Annotated in this window: 30 protein-coding genes; 26 read left to right on the top strand and 4 right to left on the bottom strand. The window is 28.7% G+C overall.

Features of this window, described 5'->3' with window-relative positions; translation table 11 throughout:
* Window positions 1-228 precede the first annotated feature (228 nt).
* On the top strand, window positions 229-441 hold the full coding sequence (locus P4S50_RS08775; RefSeq protein WP_277734459.1) for a KTSC domain-containing protein: 213 nt from the start codon (window positions 229-231) through the stop codon (window positions 439-441).
* A 50-nt stretch (window positions 442-491) separates the two neighbouring features.
* On the opposite strand, the gene P4S50_RS08770 is transcribed toward P4S50_RS08775, so the two are convergent.
* Entirely contained in the window at window positions 492-1043 is a 552-nt protein-coding gene (locus P4S50_RS08770; RefSeq protein ID WP_277734458.1) for a nitroreductase family protein, read from the bottom strand.
* Between the two features lie 340 nt (window positions 1044-1383).
* Between P4S50_RS08770 and putP the strand changes: the two genes are divergently transcribed.
* From putP to proC, 6 genes are all read left to right on the top strand, one after another.
* Window positions 1384-2865, top strand: coding sequence for a sodium/proline symporter PutP (putP, locus tag P4S50_RS08765; protein ID WP_277734457.1), 1482 nt, complete (start codon window positions 1384-1386; stop codon window positions 2863-2865).
* 322 nt (window positions 2866-3187) lie between these two features.
* A complete protein-coding gene (gene ppnP / locus P4S50_RS08760) occupies window positions 3188-3469 on the top strand; it encodes a pyrimidine/purine nucleoside phosphorylase (RefSeq protein ID WP_277734456.1) in 282 nt (93 codons plus the stop codon).
* A gap of 69 nt (window positions 3470-3538) precedes the next feature.
* Window positions 3539-4441 carry a trans-4-hydroxy-L-proline dehydratase activase gene (locus P4S50_RS08755; RefSeq protein ID WP_277734455.1) on the top strand — a complete coding sequence of 301 codons (903 nt, stop codon included), beginning with the start codon at window positions 3539-3541 and terminating at the stop codon, window positions 4439-4441.
* A gap of 4 nt (window positions 4442-4445) precedes the next feature.
* Window positions 4446-6815, top strand: coding sequence for a trans-4-hydroxy-L-proline dehydratase (gene hypD / locus P4S50_RS08750; RefSeq protein WP_277734454.1), 2370 nt, complete (start codon window positions 4446-4448; stop codon window positions 6813-6815).
* 191 nt (window positions 6816-7006) lie between these two features.
* Window positions 7007-7888: a sulfite exporter TauE/SafE family protein gene (locus P4S50_RS08745; protein ID WP_277734453.1), complete on the top strand. Its 882-nt coding sequence runs from the start codon at window positions 7007-7009 to the stop codon at window positions 7886-7888.
* A gap of 23 nt (window positions 7889-7911) precedes the next feature.
* On the top strand, window positions 7912-8712 hold the full coding sequence (gene proC, locus P4S50_RS08740; protein WP_277734452.1) for a pyrroline-5-carboxylate reductase: 801 nt from the start codon (window positions 7912-7914) through the stop codon (window positions 8710-8712).
* Window positions 8713-8760: 48 nt separating this feature from the next.
* On the opposite strand, the gene P4S50_RS08735 is transcribed toward proC, so the two are convergent.
* The gene (locus P4S50_RS08735; protein WP_277734450.1) at window positions 8761-9033 is read right to left on the bottom strand and encodes a hypothetical protein; all 273 of its coding nucleotides are present in this window, start codon (window positions 9031-9033) and stop codon (window positions 8761-8763) included.
* A gap of 205 nt (window positions 9034-9238) precedes the next feature.
* On the opposite strand from P4S50_RS08735, the gene P4S50_RS08730 reads away from it, so the two are divergent.
* A complete protein-coding gene (locus tag P4S50_RS08730) occupies window positions 9239-10474 on the top strand; it encodes a putative manganese transporter (protein ID WP_277734448.1) in 1236 nt (411 codons plus the stop codon).
* 19 nt (window positions 10475-10493) lie between these two features.
* Here the strand turns inward: P4S50_RS08730 and P4S50_RS08725 are convergent, their stop codons facing one another.
* Together P4S50_RS08725 and P4S50_RS08720 are read right to left on the bottom strand one after the other, a co-directional pair.
* Window positions 10494-10643 carry a hypothetical protein gene (locus P4S50_RS08725; protein ID WP_277734447.1) on the bottom strand — a complete coding sequence of 50 codons (150 nt, stop codon included), beginning with the start codon at window positions 10641-10643 and terminating at the stop codon, window positions 10494-10496.
* Window positions 10644-10994: 351 nt separating this feature from the next.
* A complete protein-coding gene (locus P4S50_RS08720) occupies window positions 10995-12086 on the bottom strand; it encodes an AI-2E family transporter (protein ID WP_277734446.1) in 1092 nt (363 codons plus the stop codon).
* Between the two features lie 230 nt (window positions 12087-12316).
* On the opposite strand from P4S50_RS08720, the gene P4S50_RS08715 reads away from it, so the two are divergent.
* From P4S50_RS08715 to accC, 18 genes are all read left to right on the top strand, one after another.
* Complete coding sequence (locus P4S50_RS08715; protein WP_277734445.1) at window positions 12317-13024, top strand: pseudouridine synthase; 708 nt, start codon at window positions 12317-12319, stop codon at window positions 13022-13024.
* Window positions 13025-13039: 15 nt separating this feature from the next.
* Entirely contained in the window at window positions 13040-13477 is a 438-nt protein-coding gene (locus P4S50_RS08710) for a hypothetical protein (protein ID WP_277734444.1), read from the top strand.
* A 9-nt stretch (window positions 13478-13486) separates the two neighbouring features.
* Complete coding sequence (mnmM, locus tag P4S50_RS08705) at window positions 13487-14062, top strand: tRNA 5-(aminomethyl)-2-thiouridylate-methyltransferase MnmM (protein WP_277734443.1); 576 nt, start codon at window positions 13487-13489, stop codon at window positions 14060-14062.
* A 221-nt stretch (window positions 14063-14283) separates the two neighbouring features.
* The gene (locus P4S50_RS08700; RefSeq protein ID WP_277734442.1) at window positions 14284-14511 is read left to right on the top strand and encodes an indolepyruvate ferredoxin oxidoreductase subunit alpha; all 228 of its coding nucleotides are present in this window, start codon (window positions 14284-14286) and stop codon (window positions 14509-14511) included.
* The gene (locus tag P4S50_RS08695; RefSeq protein WP_277734440.1) at window positions 14501-15652 is read left to right on the top strand and encodes a 2-oxoacid:acceptor oxidoreductase subunit alpha; all 1152 of its coding nucleotides are present in this window, start codon (window positions 14501-14503) and stop codon (window positions 15650-15652) included. The genes P4S50_RS08700 and P4S50_RS08695 overlap by 11 nt, the downstream gene beginning before the upstream one ends.
* Window positions 15637-16464 (top strand): 2-oxoacid:ferredoxin oxidoreductase subunit beta, encoded by an 828-nt coding sequence (locus P4S50_RS08690; protein ID WP_277734438.1) that lies wholly within the window; start codon window positions 15637-15639, stop codon window positions 16462-16464. The genes P4S50_RS08695 and P4S50_RS08690 overlap by 16 nt, the downstream gene beginning before the upstream one ends.
* Window positions 16461-17000, top strand: a complete 540-nt coding sequence (locus P4S50_RS08685; RefSeq protein ID WP_277734436.1) for a 2-oxoacid:acceptor oxidoreductase family protein — start codon at window positions 16461-16463, stop codon at window positions 16998-17000. Before P4S50_RS08690 ends, P4S50_RS08685 begins: the two co-directional genes overlap by 4 nt.
* A 14-nt stretch (window positions 17001-17014) precedes the next feature.
* A complete protein-coding gene (locus tag P4S50_RS08680; protein WP_277734435.1) occupies window positions 17015-17875 on the top strand; it encodes a MurR/RpiR family transcriptional regulator in 861 nt (286 codons plus the stop codon).
* Window positions 17876-17959: 84 nt separating this feature from the next.
* The gene (locus tag P4S50_RS08675) at window positions 17960-18580 is read left to right on the top strand and encodes a histidine phosphatase family protein (protein WP_277734434.1); all 621 of its coding nucleotides are present in this window, start codon (window positions 17960-17962) and stop codon (window positions 18578-18580) included.
* Entirely contained in the window at window positions 18573-19778 is a 1206-nt protein-coding gene (locus P4S50_RS08670; RefSeq protein WP_277734432.1) for a BaiN/RdsA family NAD(P)/FAD-dependent oxidoreductase, read from the top strand. Before P4S50_RS08675 ends, P4S50_RS08670 begins: the two co-directional genes overlap by 8 nt.
* Window positions 19779-19813: 35 nt before the next feature.
* Window positions 19814-20197, top strand: coding sequence for a chorismate mutase (gene aroH, locus P4S50_RS08665; RefSeq protein WP_277734430.1), 384 nt, complete (start codon window positions 19814-19816; stop codon window positions 20195-20197).
* Window positions 20190-20837 carry a (d)CMP kinase gene (gene cmk / locus P4S50_RS08660; protein WP_277734428.1) on the top strand — a complete coding sequence of 216 codons (648 nt, stop codon included), beginning with the start codon at window positions 20190-20192 and terminating at the stop codon, window positions 20835-20837. The genes aroH and cmk overlap by 8 nt, the downstream gene beginning before the upstream one ends.
* A gap of 12 nt (window positions 20838-20849) precedes the next feature.
* Window positions 20850-21443, top strand: a complete 594-nt coding sequence (locus tag P4S50_RS08655) for a lysophospholipid acyltransferase family protein (RefSeq protein WP_277734426.1) — start codon at window positions 20850-20852, stop codon at window positions 21441-21443.
* Between the two features lie 12 nt (window positions 21444-21455).
* Window positions 21456-22295: a 4-hydroxy-3-methylbut-2-enyl diphosphate reductase gene (locus tag P4S50_RS08650; protein WP_277734425.1), complete on the top strand. Its 840-nt coding sequence runs from the start codon at window positions 21456-21458 to the stop codon at window positions 22293-22295.
* A gap of 30 nt (window positions 22296-22325) precedes the next feature.
* A complete protein-coding gene (locus tag P4S50_RS08645) occupies window positions 22326-23369 on the top strand; it encodes a 30S ribosomal protein S1 (RefSeq protein WP_277734424.1) in 1044 nt (347 codons plus the stop codon).
* Entirely contained in the window at window positions 23369-24142 is a 774-nt protein-coding gene (locus P4S50_RS08640) for a CheR family methyltransferase (RefSeq protein WP_277734422.1), read from the top strand. The genes P4S50_RS08645 and P4S50_RS08640 overlap by 1 nt, the downstream gene beginning before the upstream one ends.
* A gap of 310 nt (window positions 24143-24452) precedes the next feature.
* Window positions 24453-24905, top strand: coding sequence for an acetyl-CoA carboxylase biotin carboxyl carrier protein (gene accB, locus P4S50_RS08635; protein WP_277734421.1), 453 nt, complete (start codon window positions 24453-24455; stop codon window positions 24903-24905).
* A 15-nt stretch (window positions 24906-24920) separates the two neighbouring features.
* Window positions 24921-26267, top strand: coding sequence for an acetyl-CoA carboxylase biotin carboxylase subunit (gene accC, locus P4S50_RS08630; RefSeq protein ID WP_277734420.1), 1347 nt, complete (start codon window positions 24921-24923; stop codon window positions 26265-26267).
* Window positions 26268-26444: the final 177 nt, after the last annotated feature.

Raw genomic sequence — 26444 nt, 5'->3', positions numbered from 1 at the left:
AGGGTATACATATGATTAACCTCGCTTTTTTATATGTCATGAAATTTATAGTATAAATTTTTTACTTGTTGATAATATTAATAAGTGAATGAAAGTATCAACCTGAAATCGTTAGAATAAATATTTTTATATAAATAAAAATAAAATACGACAACGAATTTTTGCATGTTTTTCAAAGATAGTTTAGTATAATTAAGTTAACAATGGGATTATTTAGGGGGAGATAAAATGGTAAGAAACAACATAAATTCATCAAACATATTTTCTTTGGGATATGATTATGAAAATAAACTGTTAGAAATTGAATTTGATTCTGGAGAAATATACAGACATTCAAACGTACCTAAAAGTGTATATGAAAAAATGATGAACTCTGAATTTGTAGGATATTATATAAATTATAATGTTAGGAATAATTATCCATGTGTAAAGTTAAAGTAGTGTAATAATAAAAAAAACTGCTAGCAATAAAATTGCAAGCAGTTTTTTATTTAGTGAATATTTGTATATGGACTATCCCATTTATTTAGACATACATAATCGTCTGTTGCAGGTTTGTTATTTTGATTATCATCATAATCAGAATATTCTCCTATTGGACTCATAGCAACAACTCTATATTTATCTGGAATATCAAGTGTTCTTTTTATTTTATCTTCATCAAGTGATGCTATCCAGCATGTACCATATCCTTCATTTGTACATGCAAGAACTAGGTGCTCCATGGCTATACCGCTATCAACTAGGTATAAATCTTTATTATCAATAGATCCAGAACTAGAAGGATCAGCAACTACAACTGAAACAAGAGGAGCTTGTGTAATAGAAGCAGAAGCACTATTAACATCATTCATAACAGCCATTGATAATTCTTTCTTTTGACTTTCATTATCTACCAATATAAACTTAAAGCACTTATTATCTTTCCATGAAGGGGACATTATAGTCGCTGTTAAAATTCTATCTAATTTATCTTTTTGTATAGGGGTACTTTTAAAGTTTTTAATGCTTTTTCTTTCTTTTATGACATCATAAAATTGCATGAAATCACACTCCTTTTTAATTATTATTAGCATTAATAGTGTTAAAAATGCTTAACTTATTATGGAATAATAAAAAAATAACTATCAGAATTTGTCGAAAAATGTTATAATATTATTTATACAAAATTTTCATACAAAAAGAAAAGCATAATTTATATACAAAAAGAGAAGCGGAGTTTATATTATATAAAAAAATATGCTTCTCTTTTTGCAATTAATGGAAAATTTTGAATTTAAAAAGTCTATATTAAGAATTTATCCAAAAAGTAAAGAATCTTATTATGAATTGAGTTTCATTTTACAATGACTTTTTAGAAAAATTATTGAGGAGGGTTTTGAAATGTCACCGGATATAAGTATACTTATATCTTTTGGAGTTTATTTAGTTGGTATGTTAGCAATAGGACTTATATTCTACAAAAGAACTGAAAATTTATCGGATTATGTTTTAGGAGGAAGAGGCTTAAATAGTTGGGTAACAGCACTTAGTTCTCAAGCATCTGATATGAGTGGATGGTTACTTATGGGATTACCAGGGTATGCGTACTTATCAGGGTTTGAGTCGATTTGGATTGCTATAGGATTGGCTGTGGGAACATATATAAATTGGAAATTCATAGCTAAAAGGTTGAGACAATATACTGAAGTAGCAGGTGATGCTATAACATTGTCGGTTTACTTTGAAAATAGATTTAGGGATAAGAGCAAAATTCTTAGAACTGTTTCGGCTATATTTATATTAATATTTTTTATATTATATACGTCATCTGGACTTGTAGCTGGTGGAAAATTATTCAATACAGTATTTGGAATGTCTTATATATCAGCACTGACTGTAGGAACTATTGTTGTTATATCTTATACATTCTTAGGGGGATTTATGGCTGTAAGTTGGACAGATTTTTTCCAAGGAATGTTAATGTTTTTTGCCATACTTGCAGTTCCAATTGCAGGTACTGTTAAATTAGGAGGAGCACAGATTACTTTTAACGCTATAAAAAACTTAAATTCTGAATTTTTCAATCCCCTTACTACTATGGATGGAAATACAATTGGAGTTATATCTGTAATTTCACTGTTAGCATGGGGACTTGGATATTTTGGACAACCTCATATATTAGCAAGATTTATGGCTATAACTTCTCCTAAAAAAATAAAGGAAGCAAGAAGAATAGCTATGGTATGGGTTGCTATAAGTTTATGTGCAGCTGTCATTGTAGGTATGGTAGGTAGAGTATATCTTACTCAATATCTTCAAGGACCTGAATCTGAAACTGTATTTATATTAATGGTTAATTCTATTTTTCCAGCTGCAGTTGCAGGGATATTTTTAGCTGCTATTTTGGCTGCTATTATGAGTACCGCAGATTCACAGCTTTTAGTTGCAGCATCTGCATTTACTGAAGATATATACAAAGCATTAATAAAAAAAGATGCTACAGATAAGGAATTGGTTTGGGTAAGCAGAATGACTGTTATAGGTATAGCTATAATATCTTATATATTAGCTCTTAATCCTAATAGTTCTGTTCTTGATTTAGTATCTTATGCTTGGGCGGGATTTGGAGCAGCATTTGGACCTGTTGTTATAATGTCGCTATTCTGGAAAAGGATGACTGCTAAGGGAGCATCAGCAGGTATGTTAACAGGAGGAATTACTGTTTTAATATGGAAACATATTCAAGGTGGAATTTTTGAGGTATACGAGATCGTACCTGGATTTATATTGGCAACAATAGCTATAATTTTATTTAGCTTGATGGATAATGAGCCTTCTAAAGAAATAATAGATGAATTCAATAAGGTAGAAAATATGCATTAATTAAAGTGTAAGTACAATTAAACTAATAAATGAAAAACAGCTTTCCAAAAGGAAAGCTGTTTTTTTATATACTAAGAATTTAATAGAATGAATTTTCAACTTAGAATATATAAATAATCATTATAGTGAAATAAAGATATAATTATGAAAAAAACTTCATATAATATTGTGATGAAGCTATTCAAAAGGGCTTTGGATTCATTTTCAAAAAAAACTTTCATAAATATAAAAAAATTATAGAAAAAATAACAAACTTGTAGTATAATCGAATTGTGAAGAGGAAAATTATACATATTAATTATAAAAAATAGGAGATGATTAGATGTTTAAAACTAATGAATACTTTGATGGAAATGTAAAATCTATTGCATTTGAAACTAACGAAGGGCCAGCAACTATTGGAGTTATGGCGGTTGGTAAATATGAATTTTCAACTTCTAAAAAAGAATTTATGACTGTAACAAGTGGAAAAATGCTAGTTAAGCTTCCTGATAGTGATGAATGGAAAGAATTTAATAAGAATGAAACTTTTATAGTAGAAGCTAATAAAAAATTCAATGTAGAGGTAAATGAAGAAACTGCTTATATATGTTTTTATAAGTAAAGAATTAAAATTCAGATGAAACTGAGTTTTATCTGAATTTTATCTTCACTTGTCAAGGAGATGGTTTGATTGAAGAGAGGTAAAATAATAAATATTCAAAAATACTGTGTTCATGATGGTCCAGGTATTAGAACAACTGTATTTTTTAAAGGATGTCCACTTACTTGCATTTGGTGTCATAATCCTGAAAGTCAAAGATATAATAGTGAAATAATGTATAATGAAGAAAAATGTAGTAAATGTGGAGAGTGTGAAAAAAGGTGTCCTCATGATTGTATAAAAATGAATGAAGATAAAGTTATAAATGATTATAGCATTTGTAGCAATTGTGAAAATTGTATTGATTTTTGTGTTAATAATGCTAGAGAACTTGTAGGAAAAGAATATAGTGTGAATGAACTTCTAAAAGAGATAGAAAAAGACAAGGTGTTTTATGAGGAGTCTGGAGGGGGAGTTACTTTATCTGGTGGAGAGGTAATGAGTCAAATAGACTTTGTTGAAGAAGTAGTTAAGCGATGTAATAGAAAAGGAATACATGTAGCTATTGATACTTGTGGATATGCACCATTTGAAAGTTACGAAAGAATTATGGAACATGTAGATCTTTTTTTATACGATATTAAGTTAATGAATTCACAAAAACATGAAAAATATGTAGGAAAGCCGAATAAACTTATATTGGATAATTTAGTTATGTTATCTGAAAGAGGGGCTAATATAAATCTTAGAGTACCATTAATACAAGGTATTAACTGTGATGATGAAAATATTGAGAATATGCTTAAATTTATAAAAAATTTGAATATAAGTAATGTGAATCTATTGCCTTATCATGAAATAGGTAAAGACAAATATAAAAGATTAGATATGAATTATGAGGATGAATTAATGTCTAAACCATCTGATGAAAGGTTAGAAGAAATTAAAAATATGTTTGAAAAATATAACTTTAAAGTTAAAATAGGGGGTTAGTATAATGAGAAGAGGTATGAATGAAAGAGTAAAAAAACTTAGAGAACAAAGTATGAGTGCTGAGCCGCATATTTCAATAGAAAGAGCAACATTAATGACTGAGGCTTATAAAAAATATGCCGGTACTGAAGCTGTTCCAGTTGTTAGAGCTTTAGCTTTTAAATATTTTATGGAAAATAGAACGCTTTGCATAAATGAAGATGAATTAATAGTAGGTGAAAAAGGAGAAGGACCTCAATCATCTCCGTCTTTTCCAGAACTATGTTGTCATACATTAGAAGATTTCACGGTTATGGATTCTAGAGAAAAAATATTTTTCAAGGTAAATGAGGAAGCTAGAAAAATTCAAGAAGAAAAAATTATTCCATACTGGGAGAATCGTTCTATAAGAAAAATGATATATGATCATATGACTCCTGATTGGTTAAATTGTTATGAAAATGGAATATTTACTGAATTTATGGAGCAAAGAGGACCAGGTCATACTGTTGCAGATGGTAAAATGTATAAAAAAGGATTTTTAGATTTCAAAAAAGATATAGAAGAGTCCTTATCTAAGATAGATTATATGAATGATAAAGAAGCATATGAAAAAGAAAGTCAACTTAAGGCTATGAGCATTTGTTGCGATGCTATAATGATTTATGGAAAACGTTATTCTGAATACGCAAAAGAGCTAGCAAGTAAAGAGATAGATGAGAATAGAAAGAAGGATCTTCTTACAATTGCTGAGAATTGTGCAGTTGTTCCAGCTCATGCTCCTAAAACATTCCATCAAGCTATTCAAATGTACTGGTTTGTTCATGTTGGGGTTACAACAGAATTAAATATATGGGATGCATTCAGTCCAGGAAGACTTGATCAACATTTAAATCCTTTTTATGTAAAGGAAATTGAAGAAGGTAGATTAACTTCTGATAATGCTAAGGAATTATTAGAGTGTCTGTGGGTTAAATTCAATAATCAACCAGCACCTCCGAAAGTAGGTATAACACTAAAGGAAAGTGGAACATATACTGATTTTGCTAATATAAATACTGGTGGAGTTACATCTGATGGACATGATGGTATAAATGAAGTGAGTTATTTAATATTAGATACTATGGATGAAATGAAGCTTTTACAACCTAGTTCTAATGTTCAAATAAGTAAAAAAACTCCTCATAAGTTTTTAAAGAGAGCTTGTGAGATATCTAGAAAAGGATGGGGTCAACCTGCTTTTTACAATACAGATGCTATAATACAAGAGTTACTTAATGCTGGAAAAAGCATAGAAGATGCTAGAGAAGGTGGTACTAGTGGTTGTGTTGAAACTGGTGCGTATGGAAAAGAAGCTTATATTCTAACTGGTTATATGAATTTACCTAAGATATTAGAATTAACTCTTAATGATGGATATGATAAAATATCAGGCAAACAACTTGGTATAAAAACAGGAAAAGCTGAAGATTTCAAAAGTTATGAAGAGTTATTTGAAGCATTTAAACAGCAATTACATCATTTTGTAGAAATAAAGATCAGAGGAAATAATGTAATAGAGAGTATTTATGCTAAGAACATGCCATCTCCATTTTTATCTATAGTAGTTAGTGATTGTATTAAGAAGGCTAAAGACTATAATGCTGGCGGAGCTAGATATAATACAAATTATATTCAAGGAGTAGGTATCGGAACTATAACTGACTGTTTATCTGCTATAAAATATAATGTATATGACAAAAAGAAATTTAGCATGAATGAGTTAATGGAAGCTCTAGACAATGATTTTAAAGGATATGAGCAAATTCATAATATTGTTTTAAATAAAACTCCTAAATATGGAAATGACGATGATTATGCAGATGAATTAATGTTAGATGCATTTAATGCATTCCATAATGAGGTTACAGACAGAAAGAATATGAAGGGCGGATATTATAGAATAAATATGCTTCCTACTACGTGTCATGTTTATTTTGGAGAAGTAATGGGTGCTAGTGCTAATGGAAGACTAGCTAATAAGCCTTTATCAGAAGGTATATCTCCTGCTAAAGGAGCAGATATAAATGGACCAACATCTGTGGTAAAATCAGCAGCTAAGATGGATCATTTAAGAACAGGTGGAACTTTGTTGAATCAAAAATTCACTCCGTCAGTTGTTGCTGGAGATGAAGGTCTTGAGAATATGGCTGCGTTAGTTAAATCTTATTTTGTTATGGATGGACATCATATTCAGTTTAACGTAGTAGATAGACAATTATTGATAGATGCTCAAAACAATCCAGAAGAATATAAGGATTTAATAGTTAGAGTTGCGGGATATAGTGATCATTTCCACAACTTAAGCAAATCATTACAAGATGAAATAATAGAGAGAACAGAACAAGCTTTTTAATTAAATAAAGTAAAATTTAATTCATATGGTTCTTTACTTTGATTGAAATTTTAGATGTATAAGTGAACTGTAGGTAAACTAATTCAGAAGCTGTAGAGTTCTTATCTTCAGTCTTAATAGGATGGAGACTTAGAACTCTTAGCTTTGGGATGAAAATAGTATAAGACATAATATAAAGGAGAGGTAGACTAATGATTAAAGCACTTTTAGGTATTTTAGGAGTATTTGGAGCATGGTTTATTTTTGTATTTTTTAAAGATTTCATGAAAAATAAAAATAATTTGGAGAATAATTCATGGACAAAACTTATTTCAATTGGTTTTATAACTGATTTTTTCGATACTCTAGGAATTGGAGCATTTGCTCCAACAACTGCATTACTAAGAGGGTTTAAGCAAACTAATGATAGAACTCTCCCAGGGACATTAAATGTTTCTCATACAACGTCTGTTATAACTGAGGCATTCATATTTATGACAGTTATAGAAGTAGACGCTGTTACATTAATCAGTATGCTTGCAGCTGCAACAGTTGGAGCTTGGGTAGGAGCTGCTATAATTTCTAGATTTTCTGAAAAGAAAATTCAGTTTACTATGGCATTTGCTTTGTTTATAACAGGATTTCTTATGCTTGCAGGTAAGATGGGATGGATGCCTGGTGGTGGAGACGCTATTGGGTTAACAGGAATCAAATTAGTTATAGGTATAATTGGAAACTTTATATTAGGAGCATTAATGACTGCTGGTATAGGTTTGTATGCTCCTTGTATGGCTTTAGTATATTTACTTGGAATGTCTGCAAAGGTAGCATTCCCTATAATGATGGGATCTTGTGCTTTTTTAATGCCAGTTGCATCAGCTAAATTTGTTAAAGAAGGGGCTTATGATAGAAAAGCGTCTATGGGAATTACAATTGGTGGTGTAATAGGAGTTATAATTGCAGCATATATAGTAAAATCATTACCAATGGAAACTTTAAAATGGTTAGTAATAGGAGTTATTTTCTATACTTGTGTAAGTATGTTTATGACTGCATCTAAAAATACAGAAACTAAGGATAGAGAGTTAGCATAGATTAAAATTTTAGGAGGTTTAAGATGAATAAAGTAATAGGTTTTATAGGATGTGGAAATATGGGACGAGCAATGATTGGTGGAGTAGTTAAATCTGGGTTATTAAAGCCTGAAAATGTAATTGTTGCTGATGGATATAAGGGTAGTTTAGATATTGCTTCAAGTGAATATGGAGTTAATACTACAATGGATAATAAAGAAGTAGCAAAAACTTCAGATATTATAGTATTGTCTGTAAAGCCAAATGTATACAATTCTGTAATTGATGATATAAAGGATTTTGTTAAAGAAGATGTTGTTATAGTTAGTATAGCAGCTGGAAAAACTATTAAAGATGTAGAAGGTGCATTTGGAAAAGATATAAAAATGGTTAGAACTATGCCTAATACACCAGCTCTTGTTGGTGAGGGTATGACAGGTATATGTCCTAATAAAAATATATCAAAAGAAGAGGTTGAAGAAGTAGTTAATATATTTAAAAGCTTTGGTAAAATAGAAATTATAGATGAAAAGCTGATGGAGGTTTTTATATCAACTAGTGGATCTTCTCCAGCATATGTATTCATGTTTATTGAGGCTATGGCAGATGCTGCAGTAGCAGATGGTATGCCTAGAAATAAAGCTTATAAAATGGCAGCTCAAGCAGTTTTAGGATCTGCAAAAATGGTTCTTGAAACTGGAAAACATCCTGGAGAACTTAAAGATATGGTATGCTCACCTGGAGGTACTACTATAGAGGCTGTTGCTACTTTAGAAGAGTACGGATTTAGAACAGCTGTTATAAAAGGTATGAGAGAATGTACTAAAAAAGCTAAAAATATGTAATTTAAAATTTGCTATATTAAAAAATACCAGTCTTTTGACTGGTATTTTTTAGCATGAAAAACTATCTATATTTCTAATATCTGTTCCCCAGAATCTCCAACCGCCTCTCATCCATCTAAAGCCAGCTACAGAGGTAGGACCTACAAATACTAGCCATGTCCAGAAGCTTCGTCCATTTTCAAGCCATATATAAGTGAATTTATAACGACAGAATCTGATAGCGCCTGGATCTACCATTTTTAGCCCCGGACCTGTACTTGGTTTTTTAGGTGTATATGATGGTGGAGGTCCGGGTGGTTGTTGTCGATTATAAAAAAACATGCATTTCCCTCCTTTCTTGTATTAATTTATGATATAAAAATTAAAATTGATACAATATTTAAATTTTTAAATATATGTTCAAAATTAAATTAATATGATATAATTGAAAATAATAATCAATATCAATTAAAAACAAATGAATAAAAATTTTAAAATATAAATTAAAGGGTATTATATAAAATATAGAAAGGAGAAGGGAAAATATATGATAAGAGAGATATTAAATATAATTTTAGCTAGTGCTGAAAATGCATTTTTACAAGTTAGTGTATTCGTAGGAGTAGTACTGCTTTTATTCGGATATATAAACTATAAGAAATCTGGAAAATTTGTAGAAAGTATAGAAAAGTCAAAAAAAATACAGCCTATATTAGGTGCTTTACTGGGATTAACTCCTGGGTGTGGAGGGGCAATATTTATAATGCCTCTATTCGTTAAAGGAAAGGTTAGTTATGGGACTATAATAGCAACTCTGATAGCAACTATGGGGGATTCTGCTTTTGTAATAATATCAACACTGCCAATACAGTATATAGTAGTTAGTGCAATATCTTTTATAGTAGCCGTAATAACAGGATATATAGTGGATTATTATAAAGTAGGAGAAAAACTTATAAAAAATATTACTAAATTACCAAATCAAGAAATTAAAAAGATAAATGAGGAATCTGATCATACAGTTCAAAATATGAGTATTAATTATATGCATATTGGACATGAGGAAGGTGATGAAATTGACATAGCTCTTCATCATAATGCTAAAGGGCATCAGAATATTAATAGTATAGGTTATAAAATAACTCATAGTGGTTTTTATATATATTGGGGTTTTATATTCGTAGGTTTTATTTTAGGAGTTATGTTACTTTTTCAAATAGATGTAAATACTTTAGGCATAAAAAATTTAGGTAAGATCATTGGTATAATAGGTACAGTTATATCTATAATAATGATGATAATGAGTAATAAGTTTTTGCAAGATGATACACACGAGGAAGAAGAACTTAAAAGAATGTCTTTAAAAGAAACTTTGATACATAATGCTCAAGAAACTGCATTTGTATCGACTTGGGTATATGTTGCATATTTAATATATGAAATATCTATATTTATAATAGGTAATGGAAACTATGCTTCAGGTGAACTTATACTTACTAATATTATGGTGTCTCAAGGCTTATTAGCTGTTATAGTAGGAGCTTTGGTTGGATTAATACCAGGTTGTGGTCCTCAGGTTATTTTTGTAACTTTATTTACAAGAGGAATGGTTCCTTTTGCAGCGTTAGTTTCAAATGCGATATCGCAGGATGGAGATGCTTTATTTCCACTTTTGGCTATAGATAAAAAGTCATCATTATGGGCAACTATTATAACTACAATACCAGCTCTAGTTATTGGAGTTATAATTTACTTTGTAGAAATAAAAATGGGCTTGTTCTAATAGCCCATTTTTTATTTATTTACTTTTTTTTATACTTTTTAGGTAGTGGTTTACTTGTATTTTGGCTTACAGAGCCTGTTTGTTTTGGATGTTGAGAATTAGGTAGATTCAATTCATCAGCAAATTCTAATCTATCATTACATGATTTGTTTTTAGTATGTCTATACATTGATTTACCTCCTTTTAAAATATACTTGATTGAGAAGCTAATAGATCTATATAAGTTAAAGCAATGTTTATGATAAGAACTGTATAGCTTCTAGATTAGTTTATTCAAAGATTACTTGCGAAACTATAAATTCATTTAAAGTTAAAATTTCATCTGAATCAAGTTTCACTTTATATTAATTTAACCAATGGAACAAATTATATATTTGAAGTTTTTTACTTTTTTGTATAAAAAAATCTTATTATAAAGATTTTGAATGTAAATTTTTTGAAATTTGTAACGGAAATTATAAAAAAGAAGTATGTCATTTTAAAAATTAATTTTAAAAATGACATACTTCTTTTGATTTTGTTATATTATGCTCTTATCTTTTAGTTTTATATTTATAAATTTTTCAAGTTGTATCTTTATAATAGCCATTGCAGGAACTCCTAAAAACATACCTGCAATACCAAATAGTCCCCCACCTAATATAACAGCAACTATAATCCATAAAGGATTAAGACCTACTTTATCTCCCAGTATCTTAGGTCCAAGATAAAGACCATCAAATTGCTGAAGTAATAATATAAATAAAGCTACCCAAATAGCTTGTATGGGATTATTTATTAAAGTAATAAGTATAGCAGGAACAGCTCCTATAAATGGACCAAAGTAAGGAATCATATTAGATACACATATTATTATACTGATTAAAAGTGCGTAAGGTACTTTAAGCATTAATAAACCAATAAAACATATAATACCTATTATTAAAGAATCTATAGCTTTTCCTATTATGTATTGAGAAAAAATCTTATTTACTATCTTAAAGAAATCTGCAACTTTATCTGATTTGAATTTTCCTAAAAGTGCATATAGAAGTCTTTTTATATTGTATATAAGATTTTCTTTGTCCTTTAAAAGATAAATGGAAATTATAACTCCCAGTATAGCATTAAATAAATTAGAAGTAATATTAATAGCTTGAGTCACTAAATTACTAGATGTAATATTTAAAAAACTTAATACTTCATTTATTATGTCTTTTAAATTTTCTTTTAAAAATGGATTGCTGTATTCAAGCAATTTAGATTTTATGATATTTTCATTTATCCATTGCTGAGCTGTCGTCATATATCCTGGAAGATCTTTGGATAAATCATTTATACTATCTATTATTTTAGGAGATAGTATAGTAATGGTAAAATTTATAATGCTTATTAATAAAAAATAAATTAACATTATACTAAAAGATCTTCTCATATTAAATCTTCTTTCAAAATAAGTCATTATGGGGTTGAGAAGATATGCAATACAAACAGCCCAAATGAAAGGATTTATTAAAGCTAACACGGATTCGAATTTTTGGATAAAAAATTCTGGGTTATTTACAAATTTGAACAAAATAAATGATATTAGTAGTAAAAAAATTATATGTTTAGTTCTATATCTTGAAACCATGATAAACCTCCTACGAAATAACTTTGACATTTGAAATATATGATATAAGAGGTATTTTAACATTATATCAAGGCTTTAACAATATAAATTGATTAAAATCTATAGAAAAAAAACATATATAACTATATAATGAAAAAGTCTTTATTAATAGAAAGATAAATTTTTTTAATATATCATAAAAATTATAAAAAAGTTATACTTTAGTAACGAATGAGAAAAGGAGAATTACTATGAGATTGAATAAATATATGGCATTATGTGGAGTGGCATCGAGAAGAAAATCCGATGAGTTAATACAAAATAAAAAAGTAAAAGTTAATGGAAAAATAATAGAAGAATTAGGGATAAGTGTTGATGAAAATCAAGATATTGTAGAAGTTAATGGCAAAATAATAAACTTAGAACAAAAAAATGTATATATACTTATAAATAAGCCAGAAGGATACGTTACAACTGTAAAAGATCAGTTTAATAGAAAAACAGTATTAGATTTGGTTAAAGATATTGATGAAAGGATATATCCAATAGGAAGACTTGACTATGAAACATCTGGACTTTTAATATTAACCAATGATGGAGATCTTACATATAGGCTTACTCATCCTAAGCATGAGATTGTTAAAACTTACTTAGCGAGACTTAAATTAGTACCTGATAAAATAAAAATAAAACAATTTGAATCTGGATTAAAAATAGACGATTATACAACTGCACCAGCAGAATTCAAAATTATAAAAAAAGAGGAAAAACAAAGTATGTGTGAAATTAAAATACATGAAGGCAAAAATAGACAAGTAAGAAAAATGTGTAAAGCCATAGGCCATCCTGTTTTATCTTTAAAAAGAGCAGCTATAGGAAATATACAACTTGGAAATCTTAAAGTAGGAGAATATAGACACTTAACTCAAAAGGAAATAAATTATTTAAAATCTTTATAATTAGAGGTGGAAATAATGATAAGCATTTGTAAAATGTATGAAAAAAGTGAAATTAGTATTAAAAGTATTCTAGATGAAGAGAATGTAGACTACAGCAAAATAAAACAAAATATATTGTGTGCATATGAAAATGAAAAACTTTTAGGATTTGCAGGGTATGAAATTAAAAATAATGTAGCTTTTTTAAGTACAATCAATATACTCGATAAGACATTAGAGGGAGTTCTAAAAGATGGCCTTATAAAATCTTTATTAAATATGGCAGATCTTAATGGAATAAATATATTTATGGTTAAAAAATGCGATCCAATAAATTTTTATAGGAATATAGGGTTTAAGGAATTAGAGAATAGAGATTTTTTATTAGAAATAGATATAAATGAAAATGAATATTTATATTTAAAACTTGCAGACTTTTTTAAAAATCCTTGCAAAAGTAACAAGGAAGGTTAGGAGAAAAAAATGAGATCTAAATATTTAACTAATGTAACTGATTTAACTAAATTAATAAATAAAGACATAATTAAAGAAGGTTGTGTAGTGATAGATGCTACTGTTGGTAACGGATATGATACACAATATTTAGCTGAAAAGGTAGGGAATACTGGTAAAGTTTATGGTTTTGATATACAAAAAGAAGCTATAGAAAATACTAAAAAAAGATTGGAAAAAGAAAAATTATTCAATAATGTTACGTTGATATTAGATGGGCATGAAAATATGGATAAATACATAAATGAAAAAGTAGATTCTATATTTTTCAATTTAGGTTATTTACCTAAATTAGATCACAATATAAAAACTAAAGCAGATACAACTATTGCAGCATTAAAAAAATCACTTGATCTTTTGAAAAAAAATGGAATACTAAGTATTTGTATATATTTAGGACACGATGGTGGTGTAGAAGAAAAAGAAGCTATAGAAGATTTATTGTTCAACTTAGAACAAAAGAATTTTGATGTCTTAAAATGTAGTTTTAAAAATCAAAAAAATAACCCTCCTCAACTTATATTGGTAGAAAAAAAAGTTGATTAGAAAATAACCCTTATATATAAGGGTTATTTTTTTATTGGGTAAAATGAAGAAGGAAAACATGTAAAATATTGGAATATACACGTTTGGAATTTTTAGAATAAAGAAAGAATAATTTCAAAATGAAGGATAAAAAAGTAAAAATGAAATTTAAATTGCAAAATCTCGAAAAGTTTGATAACATGAAGTTAATAAAAATTCTAAAATGCATTGGGGGTAAAAAAATGCCAGGGGATGATAAACATATAGTTATAAAATATGATTGGTGCAAGGGCTGCGGAATATGCGTAGAATTTTGTCCTAAAAAAATTTTGCATATAATCGATGACAAGGTTAGTATAACTCAAGAAGATAAATGTATAAAATGTGGATTATGTGAAATGAGATGTCCTGACTATGCAATATACTTAGAAGAATCTATGTGTAAGGGGGATGAATCGTATGCACAATAATATAAAATTTCTTCAAGGTAATGAGGCATGTGTACAGGGGGCTATATATGCAGGCATGAAATTTTTTGCAGGATATCCAATAACTCCATCAACTGAGATAGCGGAATTATCGTCTGCAATGCTTCCTAAAATTGGAGGTAAATTTATACAAATGGAAGATGAAATAGCGAGCATGGCAGCTGTTATTGGTGGATCATTAGGGGGATTAAAATCAATGACAGCAACAAGTGGTCCAGGATTTTCACTAAAACAAGAAAATATAGGATACGCATGTATTACAGAAATACCATGTGTAATAGTAAATGTACAAAGAGGTGGACCTAGTACTGGACTTCCAACTAGTCCATCACAAGGAGATGTAATGCAGGCGAGATGGGGAACTCATGCAGATCATCCCATAATAGCGTTATCACCAACTAGTGTTAGTGAAACGTTTGAACTAACTGTAAAAGCTTTTAATTTTTCAGAAAAATACAGAACTCCTGTAATATTGTTAATGGATGAAGTTATAGCACACATGAGAGAAAAAGTAATAGTTCCAAATGAAGGAGATATGCTTGTAATAGATAGAAAAAAACCTCAAGTAGAATCTGATGAGTATAAAGCATATGAATATACTGAAGATTTAGTTCCTGCAATGGCTAATTTTGGAGAGGGATATAGATATAATGTAACAGGACTTGTACATGATGAAACAGGATTTCCGGTTAATAGTACTAGTGAAGCTGAAAGACTACTAAATAGATTAATGGGGAAAATAAACTCAAACCTAGACGATATATTAATATATGAAGAATATCTAATTGAAGATTCTGATATATTATTTGTGACATTTGGATGTATGGCAAGATCCACTAAAGAAGCAGTTAACAATCTCAGAAATGAAGGAATAAAAGCAGGCATGTTTGTTTTAAAAACAATATGGCCATTTCCAGAAGAAAAGATAAAACAAGTAAGCAAAGATAAAAATATGATATTTGTTCCAGAGATGAATTTGGGTCAAATAAGACAAGAAGTAGAGAGGTTAGTTAAAACGGATTGTAATATTTATGGGATTAATAAAGCTAATGGAGAAATTATAACTCCTGAACACATAAATGATTACGTAAAGGGGGTATTGGGAAAATGCCTAGCAGAATAATAAAAAATAATTTTAGAGTAGATAGACTTCCACATATTTGGTGTCCAGGATGTGGGCATGGAATATTGATGAGAGCCATAGCTGTTGCCATAGAAGAATCTAATTTAGATAAAGATAAAGTGTGTATAGTATCTGGTATAGGGTGCTCATCAAGAGCAGCAGGATATATGGATTTTAATACTTTACATACAACACATGGAAGAGCAATCGCATTTGCAACTGGTCTTAAGGTTGCAAATCCTGATTTAAAGGTTATAGTTATATCTGGAGATGGGGATGCCAGTGCTATTGGTGGAAATCATTTGATACATGCATGTAGAAGAAACATAGATATAACTACTATTATATTCAATAATAATATATACGGAATGACAGGTGGACAATATTCTCCTACTACTCCAAATAAAGAAAAAGGTACTACAGCACCTTATGGAAATATAGACAAAGCATTTGACATTTGTCAACTAGCATCAGGTGCAGGAGCTACTTATGTAGCTAGATCAACTGTATACCATGTGAACAAAATGGTTGAATATGTTAAAAAAGGTATAAAACATAAAGGGTTCTCTTTAGTAGAGGGGGTAAGTGCTTGTCCTACTTATTATGGAAGAAAAAATAAAAAAGGTAGTGCGGTTGACTTGATAAAAGAAATGAAACATAAATTTATTGATATATCAGCTAAAGATAAGTTAAGTAAAGATGATGTGAAAAACAAGATATTTATGGGAGAATTTAAAGATGTCAAGGAACCTGAATATATAGAAGAATATTTTAAAATTATAGATATGTTTAAAAAGGAGATGTCTATATGAAAAAGGAATTGAGATTAACTGGATCTGGAGGGCAAGGATTGATACTTGCTGGTATAATATTAGCTGAAAGTGTTATAAAAAATGGATTTAATGCAGTTCAAAGTCAATCATATGGACCAGAGGCTAGAGGGGGTGCTAGTAAATCAGAAGTTATAATAAGTGATAACGATATAAATTATCCAAAAGTTAATAGCCCAGATTTACTTTTATGTCTAACACAAAAATCTTTTGACAAATATGCAAAAAATATAAAGAAAAAATCTATATTGCTAGTTGATTCTTGCGTCAATATAGGGGATAATATATATACCGACTTTTGTTATAAGATACCTATAATAAATACAGCTAAAGAAAAAATAGGAAAACAAATGGTTTCAAACATAGTTGCATTAGGCGCTATTAAAGAACTTATTGAGGATATCAAAGACGAAAGTTTAAAACAGGCGATATTGGCAAGAGTACCTCAAGGAAGTGAAGAGTTAAATATAAAAGCTTTTAATGAAGGGAAAATGTTGATAAAAAATATATCAAAATAGGAGTTAAATTTTATATGGAAGAAACTAAAGATTTAATTGTCATTATAAAAGAACAGTTCCCAAAATTAAGTAAAGGACAAAAACTTATTGCTCAGTTTATACTTGCAAACTATGACAAAGCGGCTTTTATGACTGCTGGTAAGTTAGGTGAAAAAGTAGGTGTAAGTGAGTCTACTGTAGTTAGATTTGCTAACGCATTAGGATTTGATGGATATCCTAAACTTCAAAAATCACTACAAGAGCTTATAAAGACAAAGCTTACAACTGTCCAACGAGTAGAAATGTCTAAAGAGTATTCTAATGATTGGACTATACTTAAAAAAGTATTAAAATCTGATATAGAAAATATAAAAACAACTATAGAAGAATTAGATGAGGAAAGTTTTCAAAAAGGTATAAACAAAATATTAAAAGCAAAAAAAATATATATAGTAGGTCTTAGAAGTTCTGCTGCTATATCGGAATATTTAGGTTTTTATTTAAATATAATTTTAGATAATGTAAATATAGTAAGTTATGGGATAAGCGATGTATTTGAGCAAATTCTTAAAGTTACAGAGGATGATCTAGTAATAGCTATAAGTTTTCCAAGATATTCAAAAAGAACATTTGAATTGGCGAATTATGCAAAAGAACAAGGAGCTAGCATAATATCATTAACAGATAGTATACTTGCACCTGTTGCGTCTATATCTGAAGAAATTATTCCGGTTAAGAGCAACATGGCATCATTTGTTGATTCTTTGGTTGCACCTTTAAGTGTTGCAAATGCAATAATAGTTGCTATAGGTATGAGAAAAAAAGAAGAAATAAAAGAGTATTTTGATAAATTAGAAACTATATGGAAAGAGTACCATGTCTATGACGAGAAATAGGAAATTTTCCTATTTCTTTTTATTTTGGAGAGATTTATTATATAATATTTAGTTGGAATTATAATAGATAATAGGAGGATTTGTATGAATAGATTTTTTATAGTAAGACATGGAGAGACTTTTTGGAATATAGATGGTAGAACTCAAGGTCATGGAGATTCAAAACTAACTGAAAATGGGATTAAACAAGCTCAAAGACTTGCCAAAAAACTTTCAAACTACGATATAGATTATATATATAGTAGTGACCTAGGTAGAACGATTCAAACTTCTGAGATGATTTCTAATACTTTAAGTAAAAAGATAGAATATAGAGAAGATCTTAGAGAAATAAATTTTGGAAAGTGGGAAGGTCTTACTATTGAAGAAATAAAAAAAGACTATTCTGATATTTATACTGTTTGGAGAAATGAGCCCCATAATGCTTTAATACCTGAGGCAGAAAATTTGTACAAATTAAAACAAAGATTGTTAAATTGCGTAAATGAATTAAATGAAAAGCATGAAAATTCTAATATAGTGTTAGTATCTCATGGAATGTCCATAAAAGTATTATTATTAAGCTTGCTAGAAAGTGAATTATCAAATATATATAGAATAAAACAGGACAATACAGCTTTGAATATAGTAGAATTTAGAAATTATGGGCCTGTAATAATAAAGACTAATGACACAAGTCATTTGGAAGGTGAAAAATATGAGTAAAGTTATTGTAATTGGTGGAGGACCTGCAGGTATGATGTCTGCAATAGTAGCAGCTAAAAATAATGAAGTAATATTAATAGAAAAAAATAAGGAAGTAGGAAAAAAATTAAAAATAACAGGTGGCGGAAGATGTAATATAACTAATATGAGGGAAATAGAAGATTTTTTAGAAAAAATAATAAAAAATCCTAAATTTTTATATAGTAGCTTGTATACTTTTACTAACTTAGATCTTTTAGAGTTTTTTAAAGAACGTGGTATTGAATTTAAAATAGAAGAAGATTTTAAGGTTTATCCTGAAAACGACAGATCTGATATAATAATAAAAACTTTACAGGATGAGATGGATGAAGTTGGAGTAAAGATAATGTACGAAAAAACACTTATAGATATTATTGTTGAAGACGAAGAAATTAAAGGTGTGATTTTGGACGATGAATCTATAGTAAAAGCTGACAAAGTAATAATTGCTACTGGTGGACATTCTTATCCTAAAACAGGATCTGATGGTAAAATTCATAGTATACTCAAAAAACATGGAGAGAATATAACTAAAATATATCCTGCTTTAGTCCCTCTTGTGTTTAATGAAGATTGGATAAGGAATTTGCAAGGAATTTCATTAAAAAATGTAAAGGTATCTGCAAAATACTTTAAGAATAAAAAGATAAGTATGGATGGTGATATTTTATTTGCACACTTTGGACTAACTGGACCTGTTATACTTAACTTATCTTCTTATATAAATAAATATTTAAAAGATGGAAATATTGAATTGAATTTTGACTTTGTTCCAACGGTTACAAAAAATGAAGTACGTAAAATTATAAGAAAGAATAATAATAAAAGTATATATAATAATTTAAAAGAAATTCTTCCGGTTAATTTTACAAAACATTTATTAGAATATTTGAATATTGATAAAAAGCCAAATAATTTAACAAAAGAAGAAGAAAATAAGATAGTAGAGAGTATAAAAGAATTAAAATTGAATTGTAGTGGAACGAAAAGTATAAATGAATCTATAGTTACTTCAGGAGGAATAAGTGTTAAATCTATTGATTCATCTACTATGGAATCGAAGGTTATAAAAGATCTTTATTATGCTGGAAAAGTTATTGATATAGAAGGTTTAACTGGAGGATATAATCTTCAAATTGCCTTTTCAACGGGCTATCTAGCTGGTATAAGTGTATAAAATTTGATATAATATTGATTTGCGATGGTGATAAAATGAAGACATTAGCGATAAGAGGCGCGACTACTGTAGAAAAAAATGAAAAATTGTGTATATTGAATGAAACAAAAATATTAATACAAAAAATAATAGATATGAATAATTTACAAGAAGAAAATATAGTTAGTATTATCTTTACTATGACAAGGGATTTAGATGAAGTATATGCATCGGTTGCTGTAAGAGAATTATTAGGTCTTAATGATATACCTCTTTTGAATTTTGAAGAAAAGTATATAAAAAATAGTTTAGGTAAATGTATAAGAGTATTGATGCATGTAAATACAGATACAGAAAAAGACAAAATAGTTCATATTTATTTGAATGAGGCAAAAAAATTAAGAACAGATTTAAGTATAAGGAGTGAATCTAATGAATAATATGGTTATAGCGATAGATGGACCAGCAGGGGCAGGGAAAAGTACCATTGCAAAGATAGTATCAAATAAATTAGATATAAACTATATAGACACAGGAGCGATGTATAGAGCTATTACATATAAAGCTATAAGAGATGGAATTGATATTAATGATGAAGAAGCTTTGATAGAAATGGCTAAAAAAACTCAGATAGACTTTAAAGACAATAATATATATTTAGATAATGAAATTGTAAATGAAGAAATAAGAACTTTAAGTGTAAGTGGAAATGTTTCAAAAGTTGCACAAATAAAAGAAATAAGAGAGATAATGGTAGAGCTTCAAAGAAAAATGGGTAAAAGATATTCTGTAATAATGGATGGTAGAGATATTGGAAGTTATGTATTTAAAGATGCAAATCTTAAGTTCTACTTAACGGCTGGCATAAATGAAAGAGCAAGAAGAAGGTATGTGGAATTAAAAGCAAAAGGACATAAGATAAATTTAGATGATATAGTTAATGATATTAAAAATAGAGATGATATAGACTCAAAAAGATCATTTGCTCCACTTATTAAAGCTGACGATGCTGTAGAAATAGATACTACTAGTAAAAACATAGAAGAAGTAGTTTCTGATATAATGGAATATATAAAATAGGAGGAGAGTTATTTGGGATTATACGAGGTATGTGCAGGTATATTTATTCCAATTATAAGTATATTTTATAAAATAGAGGTAATAGGTAAAGAAAGAGTTCCTATGGATGAACCGCTGATATTTGCTTCAAATCATAAAAATAATTTAGATCCTATGTTAATTGGCTCTTTTATGCCAAGGAAGGTTTCTTATATGGCAAAAAAAGAACTGTTCAATAATAAAATAGTTGGAAGTTTTTTAAAAAACATAAATGTTTTTCCTGTTGACAGAAGTAAAACAGATATATCCACTATAAAAACAGCTCTTAAAATATTGAAATCAAATGGAGCTTTGGGCATATTTCCTGAAGGTAGTAGAATGAAACAAGAAAAATTAGGCAAGGCAAAAGCGGGAACAAGTATGCTGGCAATTAGAGGTAAGGCTAGAGTTTGTCCTGTATCCATAATAACTACTTATAAATTATTTACTAAAATCACTATATACATAGATGAACCTATAAGTTTTGAATCATATTATGGACAAAAACTAAATTCAAAAGAATATGAAATGTTGAGCCAACACGCTTTGGATATTGTAGGAGAAAATATTAAAAAATATGGAGATTAAGGAGGGGTGTATTTGAAGTTTAAAATTGCTGATTATGCTGGATTTTGTTTTGGAGTACAACGAGCTATGGATATGGCTTGGGAAGAATTGGAAACTATGAATGATGATGAGGTTTATTCACTAGGGCCGCTTATACATAATAAACAAGCTGTAAAAGTATATGAAGATAAAGGGTTAAATGTTGTGGATGACCTAGATAAAGTAAATGAAAAATCCAAGATTATAATAAGATCTCATGGTGTATCAAAAGATATATATAGAAATGCTGTAGATAAGAATCTTAAGGTTATAGATGCTACTTGTCCTTTTGTAAAAAAAATACAAGATATAGCTAATGAATATTATAATAAAGGTTATAAAATTATAATTGTAGGGGACAAATCTCATCCAGAAGTTGTAGGAATAAATGGTTGGTGCAATAATGAGGCTATAACTATAAAAAATATAGAGGATTTAAGTGAAATTCCTAGAAATTATAAGAAGTATTGCGTGGTTGCCCAGACTACTATAAATCTAAATATGTATAAAGAAATAAGTGAAAAATTAAAAAATATTTTAGAAGATGTCATTGTACACAATACTATTTGTTTGGCAACTAGAGACCGACAAAAGTCAGCAAGTCAACTTTCTAAAGAAGTTGATTGTATGATTGTAATTGGAGGTAAACATAGTTCCAATACTCAGAAATTGGTCAAAATATGCGAGGAAAATGTTGAAACATACCATATAGAGACTGTGAGTGATTTACATGCCTATGATATTAAGAAGTATTCTTTTGTTGGGATAACGGCGGGAGCATCAACTCCTAGTTGGATAATCGAAGATGTAATAAAATTTATAAAAAATATTTGATTAAAATAAATGCAAGGGAGAGATGAATACATGAGTAATGAAATGGAACAGTTACTTAAAGAAGAAGATTTATTCAAAACTATAAAGGTAGGGCAAACTGTAGAAGGTAAGGTTATTTTAGAAAAATATGATGAATACTATATTGATCTAAATTATAAAACTGATGGAGTTCTTCCTAAATCAGAGGTTTGTGAGGATGAAGAAATAAAAATTGGAGATATTATTAACGTTAAAGTTATAAAAATGGATAGAAATTCAGGGGATGTTATAGTTTCTAATAAACGAGCTCAAGAAGTAAAAATATGGAGTGAATTAGAAATAGGACAAATTATAGATGTTAAGGTAACCGAAGAATCTAAGAGTGGACTTATAGTAAGTTATAAAAGTATAAGAGGATTTATTCCACTTAGCCATATAAATACAAAGTATATTAATAAGATAGATTTCAAAGAATATAAAGATAAGATTATGAGTTGTGAAATTATAGATGTAGATTCTAGTAAAAAAAGATTTGTTCTTTCAAGAAAAAATATTTTAATTAAAGAAGAAGAAAAGAAAAAGTTAGATTTTATGGAAAGTGTAAAAAGTGGAGATTTGTTAGAAGGTACAGTTAAAGATATAAAGGATTATGGAGTATTTGTAGATTTAAATGGTTTTGTAGGACTTGTTCATAATTCTGAGCTATCTTGGGCTAGAAAGCATGAATGTGAATATAAAATAGGAGATTTAGTTAAAGTTAAAGTTATATCTTTAGATAAAGAAACTCAAAGACTTGCGCTTAGTATAAAAGCATTACAAAAAAGACCTTGGGATGAGTTTGTAGAAAGTTACAATGTAGGAGATATTGTAAGTGGTAAGGTAAAGGTAGTTAAAGATTATGGAGTTTTTGTAAAATTAAACGATGCAATCGATGGCTTTGTACACATATCCAATCTTTCTTATGAGTTTGTTAAAAATCCAAAAGATGTAGTTAAAGTAGACGAAGATGTGAGCGTTAAGATAATAAATATTGATAATGAAAATGAAAAGATAGAACTTACTATGAATATAAAAGAGGAGGACGAAGACATTTAATGAAAGGATATGATCTTTTTAAAGACAAAATTTATAAAAAAACAGGAATAAATCTTTCTTTATATAAAGAAAAGCAGATGAATAGAAGATTAGAGTCACTAGCTATGAGAAATGGATATAATGATTTTGAAAAGTATTTTGATGCTATAAATAAAAACAAAGATTTGTTCAATGAATTTATAAATTATATGACTATAAATGTGTCAGAATTTTATAGGAATTTGGAACAATGGAATGTTATGGAAAATACTATAATTCCTGATCTTATGAAAAAAAATAAAAATTTAAAAATATGGAGTGCAGCTTGTTCTACAGGTGAGGAACCTTACTCATTAGTTATGCTACTTAGTAAATTTATGCCTTTAAATAAAATCAATATTATTGCAAGTGATCTTGATAAAGAGGCCATGGCGAAGGCTAAATTAGGCGTGTATCAAGAGAAGAGCTTAAGAAATCTACCTAAAGAATTCACAAGTAAGTATTTTGATAAAAAAGCAGATAAATTTGTGATAAAGGAAGAAATAAAAAATAGAGTTACATTTAAAAGACACAATCTATTAGAAGATAAGTATATGGATAATTGTGATTTGATAGTTTGTAGGAATGTAATGATATATTTTACAGAAGAAGCTAAAGCTGATATATATTCAAATTTTAGTAAGTCATTAAACAGCAATGGTGTTTTATTTGTTGGAAGTACAGAACAAATAATAATGCCAAATAAATATAATTTAAAACCTATAAAAACATTTTTTTATGGAAAGTCAAATTAAAAAAGATACTGTTGACTAATTAGTCAACAGTATCTTTTTTAATAAACAATAAGAAATTATATTCTCATAATGAGCTAAATATTTTAAAATTATGACTGACATTGCTAAAATCACTATAGTATCTACTACTCTGAGTAATAGAGCTAGTAACAATTGTTGGGGACATGCGCTAATAGGTAGTGTTGGACGAATTTTAAAAAAATTTATATTTAAAATCGCCAAAGGAAGACTTTTTTATTGTATGTCCAAATAATAATATGCTATAATAGAATATAGTATTAGTACCAGGTATAAAAAGGAGGTATAATTTATGAATATAAATGAAATCAAAGAATTAATTATGGCAATAGATAAAACTAGTATAAATAAATTTGATATAGAAATGAATGATTTAAAATTATCTATACAAAAAGGTGATATTACTACTACAGATAGTGTACCTAGTATAAAAGATGAAGCTAAAAAAGAAATAATAACAACTGACAATGAAGAAATTAAAAAAATTGAAACTGATGATAATACATATATAGTAAATGCTCCTATAATGGGGACTTTTTATTCAGCTGCAAGCCCTGAAAGTGGTAATTTTGTTAATGTTGGAGATAAAGTTAAAAATGGAGATACACTGTGTATTCTTGAAGCTATGAAGCTTATGAACGAAATAGAGTGTGATGTTGATGGAGAAATTATAGAGGTATTAGTAGAAAATGAAGAATTAGTTGAATACGATCAACCTTTATTTAAGATTAAAGTTAACGGATAATTAAAGGAGGATATTATGATAAAAAAGTTACTTATTGCAAATAGAGGGGAAATAGCTGTTAGAATAATAAGAACATGTAAAGAAATGGGTATAAAGACTGTTGCTATATATTCTCAAGCAGATAAAGAATCTCTACACAGATATATGGCAGATGAATCTATATGCATAGGTCCTAATAAGATAAGTGAGAGTTACAATAATATAGATAATATAATATATTTAGCTATGAAAATGAAATGCGATGCAATTCATCCAGGATTTGGATTTTTATCTGAGAACTCTACTTTCGCTAAAAAATGTATAGAGAATAATATTACATTTATAGGTCCAAAGTATGAACAAATAGACAAAATGGGTGATAAATCAACAGCTAGAGATACTATGATACAAGCTAATGTACCTGTTGTTCCGGGATCAAAAGGGATAATTTCAAATATAAAAGATGCAATTGAAACATCTAAAGAAATTGGATATCCTGTTCTTGTAAAAGCTTCAAGTGGAGGTGGAGGTAAAGGAATGAGAGTTGCTAATGATGAAGAAGAATTAGTAGCTAATTTCGATATAGCCAAAGCTGAAGCATTATCTTCATTTGGAAATGATGAGATGTATTTAGAAAAATATGTAAAAAATCCTAGACATATAGAGGTACAAGTCTTTGGAGATTCATTTGGAAATGTGGTTCATTTTGGAGATAGAGATTGTTCTATGCAAAGAAGAAATCAAAAAGTTATAGAAGAATGTCGTTCTCCGTATTTAGACGAAAAGACTAGAAATGAATTATATGATGCTGCTGTAAAAGCAACAAAATCTGTAGATTATATAGGTGCTGGAACTGTTGAATTTATAGTCGATAAGGATAGAAATTTCTATTTTATAGAAATGAATACTAGAATACAAGTAGAGCATCCTATTAGTGAAATGATAACTGGAATTGATTTGATAAAATTACAAATATTAATAGCATCTGGAGAAAAGATTCCTTATTCGCAGGAAGATATAAAGTTTAACGGTCATGCAATAGAATGTAGAATAAATGCTGAAGATGCATTTAATGACTTTAGACCTTGTCCTGGTACAATAGAATCTATTCATGTTCCTGGAGGGCTTGGAGTAAGGTTTGATAGTTTTGTATATGGGGGATATACTATACCACCTTTATATGATTCTATGATAGGGAAACTTATATGTTGGGCAAATGATAGGGAAGAATGTATAAATAGAATGAAAAGAGCATTAGATGAATTAATTATAGAAGGTGTAGAAAGTAATGTTGAATTTCAGAAAAAATTAATGGCAAGTGAAGTTTTTATAAAGGATGAACACCATACCAAATTTATAGAAAATGAATTTATGAATAAATAAAAATATAAACTATGCATAAAGTGAAACTTAATTCAGATGGAAATTTTACTCCAACTGAATTTCTAGCTGCGTAAGTGCCCTGTGGGTGAACTAATCCAGAAGTTGTTAAGTTCTTATCTCCAGCCTTAAGAGGATGGAGTTTTAGAACTTGTAGCTTTGGGATAAATTTATAGAGGT

It is taken from the genome of Tepidibacter hydrothermalis, assembly GCF_029542625.1.
Taxonomy (GTDB): domain Bacteria; phylum Bacillota; class Clostridia; order Peptostreptococcales; family Peptostreptococcaceae; genus Tepidibacter_A; species Tepidibacter_A hydrothermalis.
This window is presented reverse-complemented; position numbering and strand designations above follow the sequence as displayed.

Bases quoted from the DNA above. Each gene is read 5' to 3' on its own strand.
- P4S50_RS08775 (WP_277734459.1), top strand. From the start codon at position 229: ATGGTAAGAAACAACATAAATTCATCAAACATATTTTCTTTGGGATAT.
- P4S50_RS08770 (WP_277734458.1), bottom strand. From the start codon at position 1,043: ATGCAATTTTATGATGTCATAAAAGAAAGAAAAAGCATTAAAAACTTT.
- putP (WP_277734457.1), top strand. From the start codon at position 1,384: ATGTCACCGGATATAAGTATACTTATATCTTTTGGAGTTTATTTAGTT.
- ppnP (WP_277734456.1), top strand. From the start codon at position 3,188: ATGTTTAAAACTAATGAATACTTTGATGGAAATGTAAAATCTATTGCA.
- hypD (WP_277734454.1), top strand. From the start codon at position 4,446: ATGAGAAGAGGTATGAATGAAAGAGTAAAAAAACTTAGAGAACAAAGT.
- P4S50_RS08745 (WP_277734453.1), top strand. From the start codon at position 7,007: ATGATTAAAGCACTTTTAGGTATTTTAGGAGTATTTGGAGCATGGTTT.
- proC (WP_277734452.1), top strand. From the start codon at position 7,912: ATGAATAAAGTAATAGGTTTTATAGGATGTGGAAATATGGGACGAGCA.
- P4S50_RS08735 (WP_277734450.1), bottom strand. From the start codon at position 9,033: ATGTTTTTTTATAATCGACAACAACCACCCGGACCTCCACCATCATAT.
- P4S50_RS08730 (WP_277734448.1), top strand. From the start codon at position 9,239: ATGATAAGAGAGATATTAAATATAATTTTAGCTAGTGCTGAAAATGCA.
- P4S50_RS08725 (WP_277734447.1), bottom strand. From the start codon at position 10,643: ATGTATAGACATACTAAAAACAAATCATGTAATGATAGATTAGAATTT.
- P4S50_RS08720 (WP_277734446.1), bottom strand. From the start codon at position 12,086: ATGGTTTCAAGATATAGAACTAAACATATAATTTTTTTACTACTAATA.
- P4S50_RS08715 (WP_277734445.1), top strand. From the start codon at position 12,317: ATGAGATTGAATAAATATATGGCATTATGTGGAGTGGCATCGAGAAGA.
- P4S50_RS08710 (WP_277734444.1), top strand. From the start codon at position 13,040: ATGATAAGCATTTGTAAAATGTATGAAAAAAGTGAAATTAGTATTAAA.
- mnmM (WP_277734443.1), top strand. From the start codon at position 13,487: ATGAGATCTAAATATTTAACTAATGTAACTGATTTAACTAAATTAATA.
- P4S50_RS08700 (WP_277734442.1), top strand. From the start codon at position 14,284: ATGCCAGGGGATGATAAACATATAGTTATAAAATATGATTGGTGCAAG.
- P4S50_RS08695 (WP_277734440.1), top strand. From the start codon at position 14,501: ATGCACAATAATATAAAATTTCTTCAAGGTAATGAGGCATGTGTACAG.
- P4S50_RS08690 (WP_277734438.1), top strand. From the start codon at position 15,637: ATGCCTAGCAGAATAATAAAAAATAATTTTAGAGTAGATAGACTTCCA.
- P4S50_RS08685 (WP_277734436.1), top strand. From the start codon at position 16,461: ATGAAAAAGGAATTGAGATTAACTGGATCTGGAGGGCAAGGATTGATA.
- P4S50_RS08680 (WP_277734435.1), top strand. From the start codon at position 17,015: ATGGAAGAAACTAAAGATTTAATTGTCATTATAAAAGAACAGTTCCCA.
- P4S50_RS08675 (WP_277734434.1), top strand. From the start codon at position 17,960: ATGAATAGATTTTTTATAGTAAGACATGGAGAGACTTTTTGGAATATA.
- P4S50_RS08670 (WP_277734432.1), top strand. From the start codon at position 18,573: ATGAGTAAAGTTATTGTAATTGGTGGAGGACCTGCAGGTATGATGTCT.
- aroH (WP_277734430.1), top strand. From the start codon at position 19,814: ATGAAGACATTAGCGATAAGAGGCGCGACTACTGTAGAAAAAAATGAA.
- cmk (WP_277734428.1), top strand. From the start codon at position 20,190: ATGAATAATATGGTTATAGCGATAGATGGACCAGCAGGGGCAGGGAAA.
- P4S50_RS08645 (WP_277734424.1), top strand. From the start codon at position 22,326: ATGAGTAATGAAATGGAACAGTTACTTAAAGAAGAAGATTTATTCAAA.
- P4S50_RS08640 (WP_277734422.1), top strand. From the start codon at position 23,369: ATGAAAGGATATGATCTTTTTAAAGACAAAATTTATAAAAAAACAGGA.
- accB (WP_277734421.1), top strand. From the start codon at position 24,453: ATGAATATAAATGAAATCAAAGAATTAATTATGGCAATAGATAAAACT.
- accC (WP_277734420.1), top strand. From the start codon at position 24,921: ATGATAAAAAAGTTACTTATTGCAAATAGAGGGGAAATAGCTGTTAGA.